General features: G+C 63.1%; 25 protein-coding genes and 1 pseudogene. 13 read left to right on the top strand and 13 right to left on the bottom strand.

The annotated features are described in order from the left end of the window. Nucleotides 1-563 precede the first annotated feature (563 nt). From DYST_RS21180 to sufT, 3 genes are all read right to left on the bottom strand, one after another. Nucleotides 564-920 carry a hypothetical protein gene (locus tag DYST_RS21180; RefSeq protein WP_239948173.1) on the bottom strand — a complete coding sequence of 119 codons (357 nt, stop codon included), beginning with the start codon at nucleotides 918-920 and terminating at the stop codon, nucleotides 564-566. A gap of 297 nt (nucleotides 921-1,217) precedes the next feature. Next, nucleotides 1,218-1,373 (bottom strand): YdcH family protein, encoded by a 156-nt coding sequence (locus DYST_RS21175; RefSeq protein WP_275666983.1) that lies wholly within the window; start codon nucleotides 1,371-1,373, stop codon nucleotides 1,218-1,220. Nucleotides 1,374-1,546: 173 nt separating this feature from the next. Then, nucleotides 1,547-2,104: a putative Fe-S cluster assembly protein SufT gene (sufT, locus tag DYST_RS21170; RefSeq protein ID WP_102303846.1), complete on the bottom strand. Its 558-nt coding sequence runs from the start codon at nucleotides 2,102-2,104 to the stop codon at nucleotides 1,547-1,549. A gap of 237 nt (nucleotides 2,105-2,341) precedes the next feature. On the opposite strand from sufT, the gene DYST_RS21165 reads away from it, so the two are divergent. Beyond that, nucleotides 2,342-2,782, top strand: a complete 441-nt coding sequence (locus DYST_RS21165; RefSeq protein WP_239948169.1) for a hypothetical protein — start codon at nucleotides 2,342-2,344, stop codon at nucleotides 2,780-2,782. Between the two features lie 83 nt (nucleotides 2,783-2,865). Here DYST_RS21165 and DYST_RS21160 read toward each other — a convergent pair whose 3' ends face one another. Beyond that, the gene (locus tag DYST_RS21160) at nucleotides 2,866-3,351 is read right to left on the bottom strand and encodes a MarR family winged helix-turn-helix transcriptional regulator (RefSeq protein ID WP_239948167.1); all 486 of its coding nucleotides are present in this window, start codon (nucleotides 3,349-3,351) and stop codon (nucleotides 2,866-2,868) included. A gap of 66 nt (nucleotides 3,352-3,417) precedes the next feature. Here DYST_RS21160 and DYST_RS21155 point away from each other — a divergent pair, with 66 nt between their 5' ends. Then, entirely contained in the window at nucleotides 3,418-3,708 is a 291-nt protein-coding gene (locus DYST_RS21155) for a DUF1330 domain-containing protein (protein ID WP_102303843.1), read from the top strand. A 59-nt stretch (nucleotides 3,709-3,767) separates the two neighbouring features. Here the strand turns inward: DYST_RS21155 and DYST_RS21150 are convergent, their stop codons facing one another. Continuing rightward, nucleotides 3,768-5,198 carry an NAD(P)(+) transhydrogenase (Re/Si-specific) subunit beta gene (locus DYST_RS21150; RefSeq protein ID WP_239948165.1) on the bottom strand — a complete coding sequence of 477 codons (1,431 nt, stop codon included), beginning with the start codon at nucleotides 5,196-5,198 and terminating at the stop codon, nucleotides 3,768-3,770. Then, nucleotides 5,198-5,504, bottom strand: a pseudogene (locus DYST_RS21145) (NAD(P) transhydrogenase subunit alpha). The gene DYST_RS21150 and the pseudogene DYST_RS21145 overlap by 1 nt, the downstream one beginning before the upstream one ends. 138 nt (nucleotides 5,505-5,642) lie before the next feature. Between DYST_RS21145 and DYST_RS21140 the strand changes: the two are divergent. The 3 genes from DYST_RS21140 to DYST_RS21130 all read left to right on the top strand — a co-directional run bounded on the left by DYST_RS21140 (nucleotide 5,643) and on the right by DYST_RS21130 (nucleotide 7,159). Next, nucleotides 5,643-6,227, top strand: a complete 585-nt coding sequence (locus DYST_RS21140; RefSeq protein WP_102304009.1) for an RNA polymerase sigma factor — start codon at nucleotides 5,643-5,645, stop codon at nucleotides 6,225-6,227. After that, nucleotides 6,224-6,604 (top strand): hypothetical protein, encoded by a 381-nt coding sequence (locus tag DYST_RS21135; protein ID WP_102303840.1) that lies wholly within the window; start codon nucleotides 6,224-6,226, stop codon nucleotides 6,602-6,604. Before DYST_RS21140 ends, DYST_RS21135 begins: the two co-directional genes overlap by 4 nt. Before the next feature lie 219 nt (nucleotides 6,605-6,823). Continuing rightward, nucleotides 6,824-7,159: a DUF3106 domain-containing protein gene (locus DYST_RS21130; RefSeq protein WP_233202523.1), complete on the top strand. Its 336-nt coding sequence runs from the start codon at nucleotides 6,824-6,826 to the stop codon at nucleotides 7,157-7,159. Nucleotides 7,160-7,219: 60 nt separating this feature from the next. Here the strand turns inward: DYST_RS21130 and DYST_RS21125 are convergent, their stop codons facing one another. Continuing rightward, on the bottom strand, nucleotides 7,220-8,320 hold the full coding sequence (locus DYST_RS21125) for an NAD(P) transhydrogenase subunit alpha (protein ID WP_239948163.1): 1,101 nt from the start codon (nucleotides 8,318-8,320) through the stop codon (nucleotides 7,220-7,222). A gap of 161 nt (nucleotides 8,321-8,481) precedes the next feature. On the opposite strand from DYST_RS21125, the gene cdd reads away from it, so the two are divergent. The 8 genes from cdd (at nucleotide 8,482) to DYST_RS21085 (ending at nucleotide 14,978) form a co-directional block, all read left to right on the top strand. Beyond that, nucleotides 8,482-8,889 (top strand): cytidine deaminase, encoded by a 408-nt coding sequence (gene cdd / locus DYST_RS21120; protein WP_239948162.1) that lies wholly within the window; start codon nucleotides 8,482-8,484, stop codon nucleotides 8,887-8,889. A gap of 110 nt (nucleotides 8,890-8,999) precedes the next feature. Beyond that, nucleotides 9,000-9,569 (top strand): nitroreductase family protein, encoded by a 570-nt coding sequence (locus tag DYST_RS21115; RefSeq protein ID WP_239948160.1) that lies wholly within the window; start codon nucleotides 9,000-9,002, stop codon nucleotides 9,567-9,569. Then, nucleotides 9,566-10,456, top strand: a complete 891-nt coding sequence (locus tag DYST_RS21110; RefSeq protein ID WP_239948158.1) for a 5'-3' exonuclease — start codon at nucleotides 9,566-9,568, stop codon at nucleotides 10,454-10,456. The genes DYST_RS21115 and DYST_RS21110 overlap by 4 nt, the downstream gene beginning before the upstream one ends. Before the next feature lie 62 nt (nucleotides 10,457-10,518). Continuing rightward, nucleotides 10,519-11,343: an AraC family transcriptional regulator gene (locus DYST_RS21105; protein WP_239948156.1), complete on the top strand. Its 825-nt coding sequence runs from the start codon at nucleotides 10,519-10,521 to the stop codon at nucleotides 11,341-11,343. Between the two features lie 164 nt (nucleotides 11,344-11,507). Further along, nucleotides 11,508-12,470, top strand: a complete 963-nt coding sequence (locus tag DYST_RS21100; protein WP_239948154.1) for a DMT family transporter — start codon at nucleotides 11,508-11,510, stop codon at nucleotides 12,468-12,470. Nucleotides 12,471-12,545: 75 nt separating this feature from the next. Next, nucleotides 12,546-13,121, top strand: a complete 576-nt coding sequence (locus DYST_RS21095) for an NUDIX hydrolase (protein WP_102303832.1) — start codon at nucleotides 12,546-12,548, stop codon at nucleotides 13,119-13,121. 94 nt (nucleotides 13,122-13,215) lie between these two features. Beyond that, entirely contained in the window at nucleotides 13,216-13,581 is a 366-nt protein-coding gene (locus DYST_RS21090) for a hypothetical protein (RefSeq protein WP_102303831.1), read from the top strand. Nucleotides 13,582-13,781: 200 nt separating this feature from the next. Continuing rightward, entirely contained in the window at nucleotides 13,782-14,978 is a 1,197-nt protein-coding gene (locus DYST_RS21085) for a GGDEF domain-containing protein (protein ID WP_239948152.1), read from the top strand. Between the two features lie 95 nt (nucleotides 14,979-15,073). On the opposite strand, the gene DYST_RS21080 is transcribed toward DYST_RS21085, so the two are convergent. The 6 genes from DYST_RS21080 to DYST_RS21055 all read right to left on the bottom strand — a co-directional run bounded on the left by DYST_RS21080 (nucleotide 15,074) and on the right by DYST_RS21055 (nucleotide 21,045). After that, nucleotides 15,074-16,678 (bottom strand): DUF4034 domain-containing protein, encoded by a 1,605-nt coding sequence (locus tag DYST_RS21080; protein ID WP_239948150.1) that lies wholly within the window; start codon nucleotides 16,676-16,678, stop codon nucleotides 15,074-15,076. 111 nt (nucleotides 16,679-16,789) lie between these two features. Further along, complete coding sequence (locus DYST_RS21075; RefSeq protein ID WP_199179008.1) at nucleotides 16,790-17,092, bottom strand: STAS domain-containing protein; 303 nt, start codon at nucleotides 17,090-17,092, stop codon at nucleotides 16,790-16,792. An 11-nt stretch (nucleotides 17,093-17,103) separates the two neighbouring features. Continuing rightward, entirely contained in the window at nucleotides 17,104-18,288 is a 1,185-nt protein-coding gene (locus tag DYST_RS21070) for a methyl-accepting chemotaxis protein (RefSeq protein ID WP_102303828.1), read from the bottom strand. Between the two features lie 15 nt (nucleotides 18,289-18,303). Next, on the bottom strand, nucleotides 18,304-19,401 hold the full coding sequence (locus tag DYST_RS21065) for a protein-glutamate methylesterase/protein-glutamine glutaminase (protein ID WP_239948148.1): 1,098 nt from the start codon (nucleotides 19,399-19,401) through the stop codon (nucleotides 18,304-18,306). Between the two features lie 106 nt (nucleotides 19,402-19,507). Beyond that, complete coding sequence (gene cheD, locus DYST_RS21060) at nucleotides 19,508-20,167, bottom strand: chemoreceptor glutamine deamidase CheD (protein ID WP_239948146.1); 660 nt, start codon at nucleotides 20,165-20,167, stop codon at nucleotides 19,508-19,510. After that, nucleotides 20,164-21,045, bottom strand: a complete 882-nt coding sequence (locus tag DYST_RS21055) for a CheR family methyltransferase (protein ID WP_239948144.1) — start codon at nucleotides 21,043-21,045, stop codon at nucleotides 20,164-20,166. Before DYST_RS21055 ends, cheD begins: the two co-directional genes overlap by 4 nt. Between the last annotated feature and the right edge of the window lie 2 nt (nucleotides 21,046-21,047).

Raw genomic sequence — 21,047 nt, 5'->3', positions numbered from 1 at the left:
ACACAGACTCGCTAAACGACGCACACCGGACGAATGTCGGTGCCCGCGTCGCCAAAGGACCATCCGTCAACCCTCCCGCTCACGGATTAATTGACGCTAATCAAGAAAATTCGAAGCGTCAATGAAATCAGCGCGGCGTATGAAACGCCTCGAAAGCAGCAAATACATGCGAAATACAGGCAAAAACGTCAATTCTTGCGCTTGCTTTCACGAGACCTACGCTCAGTGAGGTCAATCGAATACTTGCTAACTTTCAGCATGTTGCTGAAAGTGGTGATGCTCATCGCAGTATTGAAAGTTGCCTCGCCAACCACGCCGTAGCGCGAGTTATCTCGATCTCAACGAGGCAACCTGCAACGGCACGTGTAACCGGATCGCGAGGAAACACGCGAAAGATATTGCGCACGCTTCCGAAACGCTGGCTTACGGAAGCTGCACAAAGATGAACTTCAGTTGAATTTCCTACGCGTTGCGCCGCGAAATCCGCGCACGGCAAGGACGCGACCAAGCGTCGGCCGCTCTCCTGTGATCAGTCCATGACTGCACAAGCAAATAGCCGCGACCTACTTCGGGAGAAAGCGAACTTCCTGCACGAAATCGAGCATCTCGTCGTCGGCAGGACCCGCGATACGCCCAGCCGAAGCTTCTTGGGTGTAGCGCAAATTCACTTTGCGACCGACGAGCTCTTTTTTCAGAACCGTTCTGTCCGGATCGGTGTCGGCAAACCAATCACCACATCGGGCCACGCAATAGGCCCGTATCTCTCGACCATCGAGCGTGCGTACGATGACAAACCTGTCGTCAATACCACCGCCATCCACCAGCAATCCCGACGCCTCTTTCACAGTGGTCGGCGATGCACCCGCAGCCATGACTTCGGATAGGCCTATAGGCGCTATAGCCATCAACAAACAGAACATTCGAACATTCATGTGATGCGTCTATGGAAGCGGTAGGGACACAATAACTTGCCGAAATACGGGCGACCAGAGACACATCCAAATTGGCTCGCGCCAGCCAGGACCGAAGCGTGCGTCGCCCGACGCAGGCATGGTCGGACGGGAGAACATCTACGACCTCAGCCGTAGAGTGCGCTCGCTCCCGTACCACACGGCGACAGAAGTGCACGCCCGGCTCGTTGCTTCGCCATGCGAACTAGTTTCCATTGTTCATGGATAACCGCGCTGATCAGTGCGGCAGGAGCGGCAGGAGCGGCGTCAAGCTACGGAGGCTTTGCGCAGGATCACGTAGATCTGATCCTTCAGGAGCAGCTTCTCTTTCTTCATCTGCTCGATCGCCATGTCACCGGCCGGCGCGGACCCGGTTTCCATGTTCTTGATCACCTGATCCAGCTCGTTGTGACGCTGGAACAGGCGGGAAAATGCGGATCGCGCCCCTTGAGGGCGGTGATGAGATCACGATGTTCGGGAAACATTCCTTGGCTCCTTGAGACGAAACAGGCTGCGTATGCAGCCTGACGTTCAAGCGAACGGGAAGTATTGATCTGAATCAGCCGTGTAGGCGTGCGGCGACACGCCCGGCGATCTCAAAGCATGCCGGTTTCGAGCTTGGCCGCGTCCGACATCATGGAGTGGTTCCACGGCGGATCGAACACCAGGTCCACGTCCGCCTCGGTCACGGTGGGAATGAGCTCGAGCTTGGTACGCACGTCATCCACGAGGATGTCGCCCATGCCGCAGCCGGGCGCAGTCAGCGTCATCTTCACGTAGACCTTGCGCTGGTCCGGCGCGGGATGCTCGATGCTCACGTCGTAGACCAAGCCCAGCTCGACCACGTTGATCGGGATTTCCGGATCGAACACCGTGCGCAGTTGCTGCCACACCAAGGCCTCGACGTCGGCATCCGTGGCATCACTGGCCAGTTCGATGGCCGGCGGCGGCTCCTTGCCCAGCGCGTCGGCATCATTGCCGGCGATGCGGAACAGGTTGCCTTCCACATACACGGTGAAGCTGCCGCCCAGCGCCTGGGTGATGTAGCCGATCTGGCCGGCGGGCAGGCTCACCACTTCGCCCTGCGGCACCATGACTGCCTGACAGTCACGCTCCAGAGTGAAAGGTTCGCTGCTAAGACTGAAACCGCTCATGCCGATCCTGCTGAATCTCGTCGATGTGCGCGGCAAGCCGCCACGCCAAGCTAACTATTATGCCGGTTGACGACCGGTCTTGCCCGTTCACATCAGGTCGGACACGGCCAATCTCAAGGGATATCCCACCTCCCTGCCGCTTCAGGCCCGGGGCAGCGAGCCCGTCCGGCGCGGTATCATCAGAGTTTTACGCTCGGGAACAACCGTGTCCTTCATCCAGTCCACCGCTCGCCATTCATGAAGATCCGGGCCATCTTCTCGCTGCTGTTCGCCCTGGTGAGCACCTTGATGCTGGGACTGGCCGCTGGCGCGGTGTGGATGGTTCCCACGCTCTATTCCCAGCATGCTCTGCCCTGGCTCGCGTTGCCGGTAGGTTGGTTGCTGGGCAAGGCGGTACGGAACTGGGTGCGCTCGGCAGACCGCCAGGCCGCCGCTCTCGCCGTCGTCGCCACGTTAACTGCGGTGCTTTACGTCAACCTGTTGATGGCCGCCGCGCGCATTTCCGGCTTGATGGGCCTGGGGCTGGTCGACTCCATACGCACCGCCGGATTGCCGCTGCTGCTTCAACTCGCCAAGCTGAGCCTCTCGCCCATGGACGAGGTCTGGTTCATCGTCGGCATCAGCTTCGCGGCCATCGCTGCCCTGCGCACGGGCCGCCGGCCGAAAGCTGGCGGCTGATCCCCTGCTAGCGGATTAAATCGAACGAGCGGTACCCATGCGCGGTACTCCGCTGCGCTAAGACGGATAGCCGAGATCCCGAGCTAGGCATCTGAGGAATCGGTTGGTGAGATGGCCGAGACCGCAGCCTGCGCAGCAACTGCAAGCTGGGACATGACACTCCCCGCTACACGCGAAGCCTCCTCGCCGAGCGCCTCAGCCAACTGGCCCCGGGCGCGCTCCCAGATGCCCATGGAGTCGTCCATCAGTCGGCGCCCTTCGTCCGTAAGTATCAGGCGTTTGCCGGCTCGGCCCTGCCCGCCGTGGCTGCGCACGAGATTTCTCTGCTCAAGACTCTTCACGCTGCGGCTAAGCGTGGTGGCGTCTACCCCTGCCCGAGCCGCCAGCTCAGCGAGCGTTGGCTCATGGCTGCCGCCAATCCCGACGAGAAGACTGAATTGCTCTGCGGTGATGCCCACGGGTCGAAAGCAGGCGTTGTAGTAGCGCGTGAGCGCCCGCGCGGTGACCCGGGCCTGGAAGGCTGGGCACTCCGTTTCAACGCGGCGATAGAGATCGGAAGCCTCTGTCATTTGCAGGTCTCGACTAACTCCAACTCGCATAATAATGTATATGCATCATTATTGGGGAGTAGCACCATGCCGGCCTATGTCCACGTCAATCTGCGTATAAAAGACCCAGCCAGGCAAGCCGCATTGGCGCCGCTCTTTCAGGCGGCGCTACAGGCAGCGGGCGGCCGTATCCTGCATTTCGGGCCGGTGGCCCAGATTCTGGAAGGCGATGTGGCGCCATTGCCCATGGCGGGCATCTTCGAGTTCGCGACCCTGGCCGACGCGCTGGCGTTTTATCAGTCGCCGGAGTACGCGCCTATCAAGGTTGAGCGCGACGCGGCGCAGGAAGCACGCATGTTTGTGGTCGACGCAGGCTGAGACGTTCCGAGCCTGCGACCGTCCAGCCGCGCAAGGACTTTCACGTCGGCATCAATCCACTAACTCTCCACGGTCTTGAGCTCGGCCACCAGCTGGCCGGCCGCTGCTTGGCCGTCGCCGTACAGCATGCGTGCGTTATCGGCGTAGAACAGGGCGTTTTCGATACCGGCGAAACCTGTGCCCTTGCCACGCTTGACCACGATCACCTGCCTGGCGGCCGACACATCGAGAATAGGCATGCCGTAAATGGGCGACGCGGGATCGGTCTTGGCCAGCGGATTGACCACATCGTTGGCACCGATCACCAACACCACGTCCGTATTGGGGAACTCGGGGTTGATGTCGTCCATGTCGGCAATCAGGTCGTAGGGCACGCCCGCTTCTGCCAGCAACACGTTCATGTGCCCTGGCATACGCCCCGCTACCGGGTGGATGGCGAACTTCACCTTCACCCCGCGCTCGATCAGCAGCTTGGCGAACTCCCACACCTTGTGCTGCGCCTGCGCCACGGCCATGCCGTAGCCGGGCACGATCACCACGCGTTCGGCGTAGGCCATCATCACCGCCGCATCGCTGGCTTCGATCGGCTTCTGGGCGCCCGCAATGTCCTGCGCAGCCGCGCCACTGGCGCCGAAACTACCGAACAGCACATTGCCGATCGAGCGATTCATCGCCTTGGCCATCAGCTGCGTGAGCAGGGTGCCGGCGGCGCCCACCACGGTACCGGCGATGATCATCGCCTCGTTCTGCAGCACGAAGCCCTCGAATGCCACCGCCAAACCCGTAAAAGCGTTGTAGAGGGAAATCACCACCGGCATATCCGCGCCGCCGATGGGCAAGGTCATCATCAAGCCAAACAGCAGAGCCAGCACGAAGAAGGTGACGATCAGGGGCATGGTCAGTTGCCCGCTGGCGATCATCGCGCCCAGCACCACCGCGCCAGCCAGTACCAACAGGTTCACCACCCGCTGGCCGGGGAACACGAAACGCTTGTCCAACCAGCCCTGCAGCTTGGCAAAGGCGATCAGTGAGCCGGAGAAGCTGACCGAGCCAATCAGCGCGCCCAGCACAGCCAGTGCCAATTGCGCCGTGCCGGGGGTATCAACGCCATTGGCGGTGAACTGGCCTCCATCCAGCAAGGTGACCGTCTTGCCCGCGTAGCTGAACAGCTCCGCCGCGCCGATGGCCGCCGCCGCGCCGCCGCCCATACCGTTGTAGAGCGCCACCATCTGGGGCATCGCCGTCATGGCGACCCGTCGACCGGACCACCAGGCGGCGGTCACGCCGATCAGCACCGCCGCCAGGATCAGCCCCCGGTTGTGCATGTCCGGCAGGGCAAAGGTGGCCAGCACCGCCACCAGCATGCCCACGCCCGCCCATACGATGCCGCCCCGCGCTGAACGCGGAGAGCTCATGCGCTTGAGACCGAGAATGAACAGAAGGGCAGCGAGGAAGTAACAGGCCTTGATCACATCCGGCAGCCAGGCCATTACTTGAGCTCCTTGCCAGGATTGGGCTTGCTGGCCTTGAACATCTCCAGCATCCGCTCAGTCACCACGTAGCCGCCGGCGGCATTGCCCGCACCCAGCAGTACGCCGATGAACCCGATAACCATTTCGAAAGGAGTCTGGGCATGCCCTGAGCGCTATCATGGCGCCGACCAGCACAATGCCGTGGATGAAGTTCGAGCCAGACATCAACGGTGTATGGAGTATCACCGGTACCCGGGCGATGATCTCGTACCCCGTGAACGCGGCCAACATAAAGATGTAAAGCGCTAGGAAACCGTCGATCATGACCCCTCCCCGCCAGCACACAGATGCCACCGCATCATACGGTTGCGGGTCAACGCGTGCGAGCCTCGGACGTTGATAAGCAAGGACGTACCGATGGAGTCTCAGGATGGCCGATCCGACGAACCGGATGATGACGGCATGAACGCCGCTGTCTCCACCCTAGAAGGCGATCTGCTGCTCGAAGACGTCCGGGCGGTCCCCAGGTCCATGAATACCTTCCTGGCCCAGGTGGAACGTCGCGCCTTCCGCATGGCCGAGTTGAACCTGGGTCACCGCGAAGACGCGCTGGATGCCGTCCAGGACGCCATGCTCCGGCTCGTCAAGCATTACAGCGACAAGCCGCCGCAGGAATGGACGCCCCTGTTCTGGGGCATCCTGCGCCGGCGCATCGTGGATCTGCAGCGCCGCCGCAAGGTGCGCTCGATCATGGTGGGTTGGCTGGGCGGGCGGGACGATGACGGTGAGGACCTCCCTGCCTGGGAACCCGCCGACACCGGTCCGGGGCCCCTGGAACGCTTGACCGATTCACAGTCGTACGCAGACATGGCCGCGGCCGTAAAGCTGCTGCCCCAGCGCCAACGCGAAGCTTTCATGTTGCGGGTGCTGGAAGGCCTGGACGTGGCGGAGACCGCGCAGGCCATGGGTTGTTCGGAAGGGAGTGTAAAAACACATCTGTCGCGCGCGTTGCAACGTTTGCGCGACCAACTGGAGGAATGGCGATGAACGCGCCTGACAACCACCTCGAACTCCGCGCCCGCGCGCTCTATCGCGAGGCCGCGCGCCAGATCGACCCGGCGATGGCCGCGCGTTTGCGCGCAGCCCGTAACGAAGCGCTGGCCAGCGCCAACGAATCATCGTGGGCGCACCGTTTGCTGCAGCTGTTGCTGCCGGCAGGCGCGTTTGCCGCCATCGCCTTCGTCGCTCTGTTCATGTCTTCGCCAGTGCAGCGCCCGACCTCGATCGCGCCGAACTCCGCCCAGGCTGTGGATGTGGACGGCGAACTTCCGCCGGATGCGGCTGCCGCCGACCCAAGGCTGTATCAGAACATGGACTTCTACGGATGGTTGGCCAAGAACGGCGACAGCGAGGCGAGCAGGTAACCATGCGTCGATGCCGTGTTTTCGCGTCGCTGCTTTTTGTCTTCGGACTCAGCGGCATCGTTACCAGCGCCATGGCTCAGCAGAATCCCCCGCCGGGACCGCCGGGGGGGCGTTCCGCATGGACCGTTAGGGGCATTTCCCCCTCCGCCATCGGGTATGCCGCCAGGGCCGCCGCCGTCACCCCGTCCGTGGCAAAGCCTATCGGCACAGGATCGCGACATGCTGTCTCCTGTCGCAGACAAGTGGAATACATTTCCACCGCAAAAACAGGCACGTCTGCTGCAGCACGCGCAGGAGTGGGAAAGTCTGCCGCCTGCGCAGCGCGAGAAAGCCCGCCAGAACTTCGAACAGTGGCAAAAGATGTCGCCACAGCAGCGCGAAGAGGTCCGCGAGAACAGCAAGCGTTTTCAGGAGCTGTCGCCGCAGGAACGCGCGCAATTGCATAACGCCTTCCAGCGTTTCCAGCAGTTGCCGCCCGATCAGCAGGAGCAGCTGAGGCGCCAGTGGCATCACGACATGCGCAGTGGCCCTGTCGGTCCGCCGCCCAGGCATTAAACGAAAAGCCCCGCACTCGCGGGGCTTTTCGTTTAATGGAGGAGACAGCGAACCGCTATCTCAACCCTGAAAGCTCGATTCGCCATTACGCGTCACGCAGCTCTTGGCGACCAGTTCGTCGTTGAAGTCGGGCGCGAGTGTCCCTCCTTGGATCAGCAACTCTAGAAAGTTGTAGACATTGCGCGCAATCATCTCCGATGCGTGCAGTGGCGCACCCGCCGGCAAGTTGAGCGGGCCGAGAATCACCACGCCCTGGTGCTCCACGCGCTGTCCCGGCTGGGTCAGCTCGCTATTGCCGCCACCTTCGGCGGCGAGGTCCACGATCAGCGCCCCCGGCTTCATGCCGTCCACCATGGCGCGGGTCAGGATCTTGGGTGAGGGACGACCAGGAACGGCCGCCGTAGTCACCACCACATCCACGCTTTTCAGATGTTCGGCCAGCGCCTGCTGCTGTGCCGCGCGCTCCTCAGCGGTGAGCTCGCGCGCATAGCCGCCGCTACCTGCTGCGCTCACGCCAAGGTCGATGAACTTCGCGCCCAGCGATTCGATTTGTTCGCGCGTCTCGGGACGCACGTCGTAGCCTTCCGTTTGCGCACCCAGCCGGCGCGCCGTGGCGATGGCCTGCAGACCGGCCACACCCGCGCCGATCACCAGTACGCGCGACGGGCGAATCGTGCCCGCTGCAGTGGTAAGCATGGGGAAGAATTTCGGTGAGGCTTCCGCGGCGATCAACATCGCGCGATACCCAGCCACGGCGGCCTGCGAACTAAGCACGTCCATCGCTTGCGCGCGCGTCGTGCGCGGCAACAGCTCCAGCGCAAATGCGGTAAGCCGGCGCCTGCCCATGGCCTCGATGCGTGCGGTGGCACCATAAGGACGCAACTGGCCGACCACTATCGCACCTTCGCGCAAGCGCGCCCACACGCTGTCGTCGGGAGGCAGCACACAGGTGAACACATCCGCTTGCGCCAGCACGCTGTCCGCGTCGGCGAATTCCACATCGGCATAACTGTTGTCAGGAAAGCCCGCCGCCGCTCCGGCGCCACGCTCCAGCAACACGCGGACATCCTTGCCGCGCAATTTCTTCGCCACCTCGGGTGTGATCGCCACGCGGCGTTCACCGTCGGCGGTTTCACGCAATGCAGCCACGGTGATCGGCATCGTGCATCCCCTGCGGAAAGGTTCTGGCATCGTAGCCGAAGGTCCGCTGCGCAAACCACCGGCCACTTGCACTCATTCCCCCAAGGGAGTTAACTGGCGCGCCACCGGTACGGAAATTGCCTTGGGCGACCGTATGGGAGGGGATCCCTATGGAGATCCCAATGACTGCTGTCACTGTTCCCGATGCCCTGCTGAACCTGGCGCGCCAGGCGCGCGAACGCGCCTATGCTCCCTACTCCCGCTTCCTCGTCGGTGCCGCGCTGGTCACGCGCGACGGTCGCCATTTCACCGGCTGTAATGTGGAGAACGCCTCTTACGGCCTGTGCAACTGCGCCGAGCGCACCGCCCTGTTCTCCGCGGTAGCGGCGGGTTGCCGCCCCGGCGACATCGCGGCGATCGCCGTGATCGGCGACACGCCCGGCCCGATCAGCCCTTGCGGCGCCTGCCGACAGGTCATGTCGGAACTGTGCGATGACGCCACGCCCGTATGGCTGGGCAACCTGACCGGCGCCGTGCAGGAAACCACCGTGCAGGCGTTGCTGCCGGGGTCGTTCCGCCTGGCCAGCTAAGTCGAGCAAGTGGACGGGTGGTTGGAATCCGCCCCTCCGCGCCTCACTTCTATTCACTCCCGCCTTTTATCGGGTTTAGCATCGTGGCTTTGCCTTCCCCGGACCACCCCATGTCGCATCCTCTTTCCCTGCTGCAACAGCGCCACTCGGTCCCGTCGCGCCAACTCGGTGAACCCGGGCCCGACGCGACCACGCTGGCAGCGCTGCTGGAAGCCGCTATTCGCGTGCCCGACCACGGCAAGCTCGAACCCTTTCGCCTGATGCTTCTGCAAGGCGAGGCCAAGCTTGCCTTCGGTGCACGCCTCGCCGAGCTTTCGGTGCGTGTGAACCCGCACATGGCCGACGCCAAGCGCGAGAAAGACCGCACGCGCTACGACTACCCACCACTGGTGGTCGTCGTGATCGCGCGCATCGACGCAAGCAGCACAGTTCCCGTCATCGAACAGCAACTGAGCGCAGGCTGTGTGGCCTACAACCTGCTGTTGGGCGCGGAAGCGCTCGGCTTCGGCGCGCAGTGGCTCACCGGCTGGGCGGCGTACAACCGCGAGGCGGCAGCCATCCTCGGCTTGAAGGACAACGAGCAGGTGATCGGCTTCGTCCATATTGGCACGCCGCAGATCGATGTACCCGATCGCGAGCGTCCTGTGCTCGCCGACCTTGTCAGCGCGTGGACACCATGAGCCTTCCAGCCGTCCATCTGATTGATGGAAGCCTCTATGTTTTCCGTGCGTGGCATTCCATGCCGGATGAATTCCAGGACGTGGATGGGCACCCGGTCAACGCGGTGCACGGCTTCACACGCTTCCTGTGCGAACTACTGGAACGCGTGAAACCTGAGCACTTGGCCGTAGCGTTCGACGCCTCGCTGACCACGTCCTTTCGCAACGCGATCTATCCTGCCTACAAAGCCAATCGCGAACTGCCGCCACCCGATCTGGAACGCCAGTTCGTACTCTGTCGCGAAGTGACGCAGGCGCTGGGCATACCGATGCTGATCGACCATACGTACGAAGCCGACGATCTTATCGGCAGTGCGTTGTGGACTTTTCGGGGCCACGGGTTCCGTAGCGTGATCGTCTCGGCGGACAAGGATTTCGGCCAGTTGCTGGGCGAGCACGATGAACAATGGGACTACGCGCGCAACCTGCGCTGGGGCCCGGCTGGTGTGCACGAAAAGCTGGGCGTGCATCCCCACCAAGTGGCGGACTATCTCGCCCTCTGCGGCGACGCCGTGGACAACATCCCGGGTGTGCCCGGCGTCGGCGCAAAGACAGCCTCTGCCCTGCTCGCCCACTTCGGCAACCTGGATGCCTTGCTCGAACGCGTGGATGAAGTGCCCTTCCTGCGTCTGCGCGGCGCCGCCAGTTGCGCGGTAAAACTGCGCGAGCATGCAGAGGCTGCACGACTCTACCGGCGCCTCACGCGCATTGCGCTGGATGCCCCCGTGCCGACGGACGTCGATGCATTGCGCCGTGTGCGCGGCGAGGCCGACGTGATGGATGCGCTGTGCGAGCGCCTGCGTTTCGGTCCGTTGACGCGCACGCGCCTGAAAGCATTGTTGAGCTGACGCCGGGTCGCGTGCAGCGACCTCTCCTACAGCAAGAATGCGCATCGCGGTAGCATGAGCCCATGCAAGGCGTCCCCTCCACGTTCCCATCGCAACGCGATGCCGCTGAATTCCGCCTGGCGAGTCACCGGCCAGGCGTAGAGCTGTATCGCGCACACATCGTGCGCCACGCCTTCGAGCCTCATACGCACGATGGCTTCGGCTTGGGCGCCATCGAATCGGGCGTGGAGCGCTTCCGCTATCGCGGTGCCGACTATCTCGCGCCCGCCGATTCGGTGGTGATGATGAATCCCGACGAATTGCATACCGGCCGCGCTGAGACAGAGGGCGGCTGGCACTACCGCATGGCGTACATCGAGCCTGACGTCGTCGCCGACGTCACCGGCGAACCGGGTTGGTGGTTCACCGACGTGGTACGCGAAGACCTGCCCTGCGCACGACAGATTACCGTTCTACTCGATGCCCTGTGGCAGGCACGCGAACCGCTGGCATTCGACAGCCTGCTGCACGCACTGCTGGATATGTTTCGCCGCCATGCACAGGTGCCGCGCAAAGCGGCAGACGGCGCACCGGCACGGTTCGCTCCAGTCATCGATTATCTGCATGCCCATCTCTCGCAACGACTGACACTCGATGAACTGGCGTCCGTCGCGGGCCTGAGCCCGTTCCATTTCCTGCGCCAGTTCCAGGCGCAGCATCACGCCACGCCGCAGCAGATGCTGATGGCGTTCCGGCTGGCTGAAGCGAAGCGGTTGCTGTCACGCGGCGAGGCGCCAGCGCAGGTAGCCGCCGTGGTGGGTCTGACGGATCAGGCGCATCTCACCAAGGCGTTCGCGCGACGCTATGGCGTGACGCCGGCGCGATACCAGCGGGCATTACGTTCTTAGCGCTTCTTCACGATCCCCACGTAACTCATTTCCGCCGTCATTCCGGCGTAGGCCGGAATGACGGCGGGGAATATGAGTGCTCAAGCGAGATTTTGAATAGGCTCTTAGCGCCTCGCCGCAATCTGGTACAAGACCACGTCACATCATTCCGGCACGCTGTTGTTATGTGGACAGGAATTCTCTACGCACTCGCTGCCGGCCTCATGTGGGGTCTGGTGTTTATCAGCCCGCTGTTGCTGCCGGGTTATCCCGCTGCATTGCAGTCGGTCGGTCGTTATCTCGCCTTCGGCATGATCGCCCTGCCGCTGGCATGGATGGACCGGCGCGCCCTTCGCGTACTCGCCCGCGCCGATTGGCTAGAAGCGCTCAAGCTCGCCGCTGTGGGCGGCTTGCTCTATTACCTGTGCCTCGCCAGCGCGATACAGCTCGCAGGGGCGCCGTTGCCGACGATGATCATCGGCACACTGCCGGTAGTCATCGCCATTACGGCCAACCTGCGCGATGCCCACCGCGACGGCCGGCTGCCATGGCTGTCGCTGGCACCGTCACTGGCACTGATCGCGACGGGCATCGCCTGCGTGAACCGGGCAGAGTTGTCCGCGCTGGATCATCCGTCAGGTGTCGATCTTTGGCGCTACGCGCGCGGTGCGCTGCTCGCCAGCTGCGCGGTGGTGTGCTGGACGTGGTATCCCTTGCGCAACGCGGACTGGTTGCGACGTCATCCAGAACGCAGCGCGCGAACGTGGGCGACAGCGCAAGGGCTCGCCACGCTACCGCTCGCGTTCTGTGGCTATGCGCTGCTGTGGTCATTCATGAAGGCCACCGGCCATCCATTCGCCATGCCGTTCGGCCCGAACCCGTGGCGCTTCGTGGGTCTGATGGCCGCCATCGGCCTGTTCGCCTCGTGGCTTGGCAGCGTGTGCTGGAACGCAGCCAGCCAGCGCCTGCCGACCGCACTGGCGGGGCAACTGATCGTGTTCGAAACGCTCGCCGCGCTTACCTATGCCTTCGTTCTGCGCGGTCACCCGCCCGGCGCACTGACGCTCACGGGAGTGGCATTGCTGGTGGCCGGCGTAGCCTGGGCCGTGCGGATCAAGCCGCGCCCGGTCGAGCTAGCGGTGGAATGAGTACGTGCGACGGTTGTCGCTGACATATCGGCACGGCAACATGCAGGGTCTCGACTCTGCAGTGCGATCACACCGATGAATCATCCAGACAGCCGCATTCCCCACGACGCCAACGCCCCGGTGGAAACCCTCTACGTCGGCAAATGGCTGAGCCTGCGCAAGCGCGGGCGCTGGGAGTATGCCGAGCGCAACAACCCGGGTGGTGCGGTAATCATTCTGGCGGTCACGCCGGAGGACAAGGTGCTGTTCGTGGAGCAGTACCGCGTCTCCATCCTCAAGAACACCATCGAAATGCCAGCGGGGCTGGTGGGCGATTTGCACGAACACGGCGATGAAGACGCCCTGCTCGCCGCCGGTCGCGAACTGGAAGAGGAAACCGGTTATCGCTGCGGTCGGCTGGAGTTCGTGCACGAAGGGCCGTCCTCATCGGGGATGAGCACGGAGATGATCGCTTTCGTACGCGCCTGGGATCTGGAAAAGGTCGGGCCCGGTGGCGGTGACGAATCCGAAAACATCGTCGTGCACGAAGTGCCCCGTGCACAGGCCGGCCAGTGGCTGTTTGCCCGGGCCGCCGAAGGCTACTCGATCGACCCCAAACTGTTCGCAGGCCTGTGGTTCATCGAACACACGGAACTGAAAGCCCAAAGCTGAACGCTTCTCCGCACAGCTATTAAAGATTCCGGTGGCCCCGCCGATGTGAGTCATGTCGAACACTTCTGACCTGACCACATCACGGACCCCCTCCATGAAGAAGACCCTGATCGCCGCGGCACTGTTCCTGTCGGCACCGCTCGCCGCCCACGCCGCCTGTGCCCCCACCGATTTCGCCGTGCAAGACTTCAAGATGAAGCTCGTCGGCGCCGGCGCCGCCGCCCGCCTGAGCCTCAGCGGTCAGCTGGTGAACCACTGTGCCGAAGCTGCCGCCGCCCAGGTGAGCATCGAAGCGAAGGACGGTTCCGGCAAGGTCCTGGCCGCCAAGAAGGGCTGGCCGGCAGGTACCACCAACATTGCCCCGGGCCAGTCGGTCGAATTCGATCTGGGCCGCCTGTTCCGCTTCGATCCGGAAATGCAGCAGTACACCGTCGGCGTTGCCGACGTGCGCACCTGGTAAGTCACGCATCTCTGTTTTGCGTTTTTTGAGGCCCCTCCCGGGGCCTTTTTTTTCGCCCGCAAATGACTGCCACGACATAATGTGACGCAGTTCAAGTTTCCGAGACTTTGTCCGATATGCTTGTGTGACCCAGCCACCGCCTCATCGGAGGCCCAGGGCGTCCTCCCGGCCAGGAGGGTGCGCTGGTATCAGGGAGCGCCATGCATCTAGACATCCCCACCCTGACCCTCGTCAGTCTTCTGATGGGTATCGGCGCGTCGGTTGGCTTCACGTCATTGATGGCGATTCTGAACACCCAGAAGGTCCTGCGCATCTGGGTTGCCAGCATCTGGATCAACACGCTGGGCATTTGCCTGATCGGGCTACGCAATACCATCCCCGACGTCATTTCCATCGTCGTCGGCAACGGACTGCTGGTCACCGGCAACATCCTCACGCTCAAGGGCATTGCCCAGCATCTGGGCCTGACCATGCGTTGGCGCTGGCCATGCAGCCTCGCGGTGGTCTACACCGCAGCCATCGCATGGTTCGCGTATGTCGCGCCCAATCTAAGCGCAAGGTTGCTGGCTGGCAGCCTGCAGGCCATGTCGTTCAACTTCGTCTACGCCTATCTATTGCTGCGCTATGGTGAACCCGACATTCGCAAAAGCTGCCGCATTGCCGCTGCGGTATTGATCGCCTGCGGCTTGTTCTACCTGGCGCGCGCCTTCATGCCACTTGCCCCCGGCTCCGGCCAGAACCTGTTGAAGGGAGGCATGCCCGTCGCCGCCACCTACACCATCGGCATCCTCACCACACTCGCTTCGTACTTCGCGCTGCTGCAGCTGATTACCGAGCGGCTGGTCGTAGACCTGCGCAAGGCCGCGCGTACCGATGGCCTGACCGGCCTGCTCAATCGCAGCGCCATCGTTGCCGAGGGCCGTGCCGCGTTAGAGCGCTGCCTGGAACGCGGGCAACCCTTCGCGTTGCTGATTTTCGATCTCGACTACTTCAAGCAGATCAACGACCGCTGGGGCCATGACGCGGGCGACACGGTATTACGCCATGTCACGCAGCGGCTGCTCGAAACAATCCAGTGGAAAGGCCATCTGGCCAGCCGCTACGGCGGCGAGGAATTCGTGGTCGCCCTGCCGGGCGCCACCTTGGAACAAGGGCTGGCCGCCGCCGAACGCCTGCGCCACACGCTTGCACATTCCCACGCGAAAGTGGGCAGCCAGAGCATTCCCGTCACCGCCAGCATCGGCGTCGCCATCGCGCGGCCGGGAACGCGCTTCGAACACTTGGTCCGCCAAGCCGATCAGGCCATGTACCGCACCAAGTTCGACGGCCGTAACGGCGTCAGCTTTGCCGAGGAAGACGACGAGCGGTTGGTTGAGGCCGGCGATACGCGCTGCTGATTCCGGCCAGCCCCACTGCCCACAATGGATTCCGGCAAGTACTCTGCCGTACCGACTGTCCCAAGAACGGCATGCGCTTGCGCCATGTAATTCCGTCAAGAGCCGTTTCGCCCTTTGGCTGCCGCAGGATTCACGCTGGTGCCCCTCATGGCTTGCATGCGCTCGACGAACACCTGCTTCGACGGATCCGCAGAGTAGCGCTGCACAAAATCGTCAATGGTCTGCTCCAATCCGTCGCGTGGCTGTGCCTTCTGGATATCCGCGCGCAGCATCCAGCCGCGATAGTCACCCTCTTGGATAAGGCGGTTGGCGATGTCCCAGCCCTTGGCCCAATCGTGGTTCACCTGCACATAAATATCGCCGAGAGAAGACAGCGTCCACGCATCACTGGGAGCTATGCGTAAGGCTTCCTCGAAATCTGCGGCAGCGTGTACCGTGTCGCCAGTTGCCTGATAGGCCGCCCCGCGGGCGTCATACGCGTTCTCATCGCGGGGAGCCAGCTTTACCAGCGCGTTGCCCTCCTCCAGCGCCCAATCGACTTGGCCGGTGTCGATCAAACCGAAAACTCTTGCCTCGCGATGATCTAGCTCACGTGGATTGAAGCGCAGCAACTCCGAGCGATACACAACCGACAAATTCATGTGGCTACGCTCCTGGGCAGCCCAACCAGCGCTCATGAGCACACCAAGCGTGGGTACCTCGGCGAGCACCTGTCGATACAGCTCGGCCTCGGCAAACTCGTCGCACTGGCAGTCCTCCACTCGTTGCTGTCCGCCACCTCGCTCGGAAAGAAGTGTCCCTAAGAGGGGATTTTGCGCAACGTGCTTCTGCGACAGATCAATCAAATGGTCCATCAGCGCCACGCTACCGCCCCATTTAGGCTGACTCATCGAAATCAGTCGCGCATAGATCGCATAGCTGGCCGGAGCCGCCGATAACGCACGCTTGGCAGCAGCACCGGCATATGCGGGATCGCTATCCATTCGGCCCACATGGAGCATCTGGGCGTACGACACTGTCAGTTTCGGATCCAACGTGGCAGCACGATCGAGATCCGATCGCGCCTGCTCCAGCAAACGGTGCATGGCATCGAACGCGTCCTGCGGCGTCTTGTCCGCATACTCGCTTCCCCGCTGCGCCTGTGCCATGGCCACGTAGGCCGTACCGCTGGCAGCAAGTGCAAAAGCGTTGTCTGGTGATTGCCGCTTCCAAGCATCCATGAGCGACCGCATGTCGCTTGAGCCATTGGCGAAGACGATATTGAAGGTACCGTCCAACCTGTCCCGCGCCTGCGGATCGGATAATGCAGCACTTTCGATGCTCGCCAGCCGACTCTGCAGCTCACTAACCTGCCCGTGCTCGATGAGCTGCCGCACAGCGTCCTCGGTGATCTCCTGGGCGAGCAGATAGTGACAGTAAGCCGCTGCCGTATTGGCGGACCAATGGGTGCCGGGCGGATCAGGATACGCGAGGCAACGCTGCAACGGGTCGGCGATAGCCTCAGCCTTGCGGGCCGCATCGAGGAACTGCCGAAACTCCTCCGGTGAAAAAGCCACCTTCATGGGTCGAGCTTTGGGTGGCTGAAAAGCCGTAGCCGGCGCGGGTGCCGGATCGACATGCCCGAAATAGACCGCCAAACCCGCTGCCCCACCGATCAGCAAACCGCCCGCAGCGAGCAGCCAAAGCACACGCGACGCCATGTCATTCCCCCGTTTCCCTGGCCGGATTATGGCCTCGGCAACGGATCATATCCGCAATAGCAATCATGGAATCGTGAGGCGCCACCCACGATCGGAACGGTCGTCAGGCCTTCAATGCAGCACGAACAGCTTGTCGAAGCCCGCCACGCGCAGGGTGCCACGCAGGCTTGAGCCTGCGTTGACGATGCGAATTTCGGCGCGGTCCGCGCCCGCGTGTTCGCGCAGCAGGAGCAGCATGCCCAGCGCGGAGCTATCCATGCTGGACACTTCGCCTAGGTCGATGACGTAGCTGCGTGCGGCGCGCTCGCCGAGGCAGGCGTCGTGGAAAGCGCGGTGCACGCTGAAGTCGAAGCGCTCGCCCAGTTGCAGGGTCACGCAGTCGAGGTCGGGGTCGTGGTGAACGGTCAGGCTCATGGCTGCATTCCTTAGAAGAGTTCGATCTCGCCGGCGTCCATCGAGTTCTGCAGCGCGGGGCCACGCGAACGGAGGCGGGCCTTCTCGCGCTGGATAGCCAGGCGGCTGCGCACGCGTTCAGCACGCTGCGCCAGCAGTTCGGCATCGATCGGGTTGCACGCCAGCTCCTGGATGTCGCGCGTACATTCGGTGGTGACTTCCTGCAGTTCCACCAAGCGCTGACGCGTCTGGTTGATCAACTGGCTCAGGATGTCCTCGAACTGTAGCGAACGCACGGTGGTCGCCACATCCGTGCCCAGGCCACGGTTGATCTCCACCACTTGGTCGGCGACTTTGCTGGTGCGCGCATCGCTTTCAGTCACATGCGCCATCATCGCGTCGATGCCACCCTTGGCCGACAGCGCCACGTTGAGGTCCTGCGATGCCATCGTGCCGACCAAGCCGCGCAATTCACCCATGGCGGCGCGGGCGCGCTCGACATGGCTACCGATTTGTTCGTTGAACTGGTTGGAGTGGCTGGCCAGGTTGCGAATCTCGCCGGCCACCACGGCAAAGCCACGACCGGATTCACCGGCACGCGCGGCTTCAATGGCAGCATTGAGCGCCAGCAGATTGGTTTCCTCGGCGATGGTGTTGACGTTCTTCAACAGGCCGAACACCGCGTCCATTTCCTTGGCCATGCCGTCGATGCGATAGACGATGCGCAGGCTTTCGCGCGACATCTGCACCACCATGTCGACAAAGTGCTCCAGCAGGTCGCCCGTGCGCGCGGCGAAATCCTGCACGGAAACACCCTCGCCCTGCCCGTCGATGATCTGACGAAGCAACGACTGCTGCATGCCGGTCTTGCGCGATAGGCCGTCGAAGCCGCCACCGAGTTCCGTCACTGCATCACGCAACAGGTCCATCGCCTGATGCAGTTCTCGCGTCGCGTGACCCAATTCATCGACCAACGAGCTGCGCACTTCTTCCAGCGCTTCGCGCACGGGCTCGTGGTGTTCCAGCGATGCTTGGATGACCGGCGCGGCGACAGGCATGTGGCGGCGCGTTTCGACGATCCACGCCGCCGTCAGCAGCACGATCAGCACCGGACCCAACCAGGCCGATGGCCACACCATGGTGAGCACCAGCGCCACCGCGCTGGCGATCAGCCCGATCACGGGGCGTACGCGCATGAAGGAGAGAAAAGCATTCATAGAGATGTCCGCAGATCAGGAGGCCGACACGGCGGCGCGGGAAACGGGTTGATGCGCCAGCGCGAGCAAGCGCGCTGCTATATGGTCGAGCGGAAGCTTCTCGCCGGCAGCGCCGAGCTTCCAGGCCGCGCCGGGCATGCCCCACACGACCGAGGATTCTTCGTCCTGCACCAGCGTGTGAGCACCGGTCTGCTGCAGCTCCAACAGCCCGCGCGCGCCGTCGTCACCCATGCCGGTGAGTAGTGCGGCAATGGCGGACTTCCCGACACTGGCCGCCATGGAGCGGAACAGCACGTCCACGCTCGGCTTGTGACGGTTGACTGGCGGGCCGTTGTGCAGGCGGCACACGTATTTCGCGCCGTCCCACATCACCAGCAGGTGCTCGCCACCCGGTGCGATGTACGCATGACCCGGCTGAATCGGCTGACCATCGCGCGCTTCGCATACGCGCATGGCCGAGCAGGTATCCATACGTGCCGCGAACGGACCACTGAAAGCGGCGGGGATATGTTGGGTGATGACGATCGGCGGCGCATCCGGCGGCATCGCTTCCAGCACGACGCGGATGGCCTCCGTACCGCCCGTCGACGCGCCAATCGCGATGATCGGCATGCCGCCGCGGGTGCCGATGCTCTGCGCGCGTGGCAGCACGGCGTCGGCCGTGAGGCGCGGCGGCACGTCGAGCTTGCGCACGGCGGTGCGCTGGCGCGGCCGTGCTAGCGCCGCCAGCTTCACCTTGGCGCAGATCTCCTGCGCGCCTTCGGCAAATGTGCTGGCCAGGTCGTTGCTCGGCTTGGTGAAGAAGTCGACAGCGCCCAGTTCCAGCGCACGCAAGGTGACCTCAGCGCCTTCCTGAGTCAGCGAGGACACCATCACCACCGGCATCGGCCGCAGGCGCATCAGGTTCTCGAGGAACGTGATGCCGTCCATACGCGGCATTTCCACATCGAGGGTGAGCACGTCGGGATTGAGCTGCTTGATCTTTTCACGCGCGATCAACGGATCGGCGGCGGTTCCCACCACCTCGATGCCCGGATCGCACGAAAGCATGGTCGACAGCAGCTTCCGCACCAGTGCGGAATCATCGACCACCAGGACACGTACTCTTTCCATCGTGAATTCATCTCGCCTTCGTGGTGCGGCGTAGTACTTGCGTCTACGTCCGCCGGCCCGTGTCGGCGCCAGATGCCTTGAGGAAACCGTCGTAACGCGCGCTGCGTCAGAACAGTTCCACCTCTCCCTTTATCGGATCGTTTGCCAAACGCTTGAGATATTGGCGCTCGCCATCCACCAGCACGGTATCCGTGCGGCCACGCAGCTGACGCACGCGGGCCTTGCCGGTGGCCGGGAAAAACTGCACGTGGCGCGGATGCACGTCGCCCAGGTCTTCTGCCGCCACTTCCAGGCGCTCGGCCTCGAGGTAGCGTCGTACGAAGGCGATGTTGCGTTGCCCGATGTCGGTCATGGTGGCCAATACACGCCCGCCGCCGAAGACCTTCACCATCAGGTTCGCGCGCTGTCCGCCGGCCTTGAGGATGGCGTTGATCAGCTGTTCCATCGCGTCGTTGCCGTAGCGTGCCGCGCGGCCCACGGTATCGGCCCAGCTACCACGCTCACCGCCCAGTGGCTCAGGCAACATGAAATGGTTCATGCCACCAATAGCGCGTACGCGGTCGAAGACGCAGGCCGACACGCAGGAGCCGAGCACGGTGGAGATCATTTCCTGCTGCGTGCTCACGTAGTACTCGCCCGGCAGTACCTTCACCGTCATGCAGGCATGCGTCGGATCCCAGAAGCGACGCAGGTGCTCGAAGCCGGGCACGATGCGGGCCGGGTCGTAACTCGCACCCACGGGGACGTTGACTGCTGCGACGTTCATGCACTTCGTTTCCGGTAGACCGTCCGTCCGATCAGGTCAAAGCTGTCGTTGAGTCCGTACATGGACTCGGAATGGCCAAGGAACAGGTAGCCGCCGTCCGGCAACAGGCCGGCGTAGCGTTGGAACAATCGCTGCTTGGTGGGCTTATCGAAATAGATGACGACGTTGCGGCAGAAGATGGCGTCGAACGGCCCCTGCATGGGCCAGTCGTGCAACAGGTTGAGCGGCAGGATGCTCACCAGCTCGCGCAGGCGCGGATTGACGCAGGCGTAGTCCGCGTATTCGCCTTCGCCGCGCAGGAACCAGCGGCGGCGCCGCTCCGCACTCACGCCTTCAAGACGTTCGAGCGCATAGACACCCTTGCGCGCGGTTTCCAACGCCTGCGGCGAGAGATCTGTGGCCAGGATCTTGGCATCGAGCTGAGTCGCGCCGTGCTTTTCCAGCGCTTCCGCCAGCACCATCGCCAGGGTGTAAGGCTCTTCGCCCGTAGCGCAACCGGCTGACCAGATGCGCAGGCGACCACCGTTCTTCTTTTCGTTGATCCAGCGCGGAAACAGTTCGTCGGCGAGCAGATCGAAGTGATGCGACTCGCGGAAGAACGCGGTGACGTTGGTGCTGATCGCACTCGCCAGCTCGCCGAGCTCCTGCTGCGGATCGCGCCGCAACAGCTCGCAATAGGCCTGAAAATCCTGCAGTTTCAGTGCGCGCAGGCGGCGCACCAGACGACCCTGCACCAGTTGCCGCTTGTGCTCGCCCAGCGAGATGCCGCATTGCTCGTAGACAAAGGCGCGCAGGAACTCGAATTCGGCAGTGCCCAGTGACGGGCCGCCCATGGCCGCCACGCCAGCACTATTGTCCATCGTGGCAGCCATGGTCATGC

It is taken from the genome of Dyella terrae, from assembly GCF_022394535.1.
Classification (GTDB): Bacteria; Pseudomonadota; Gammaproteobacteria; order Xanthomonadales; family Rhodanobacteraceae; genus Dyella.
Note: the sequence above shows the minus strand (reverse complement) of the source record. Positions and strands in the feature narration are given on the sequence as shown.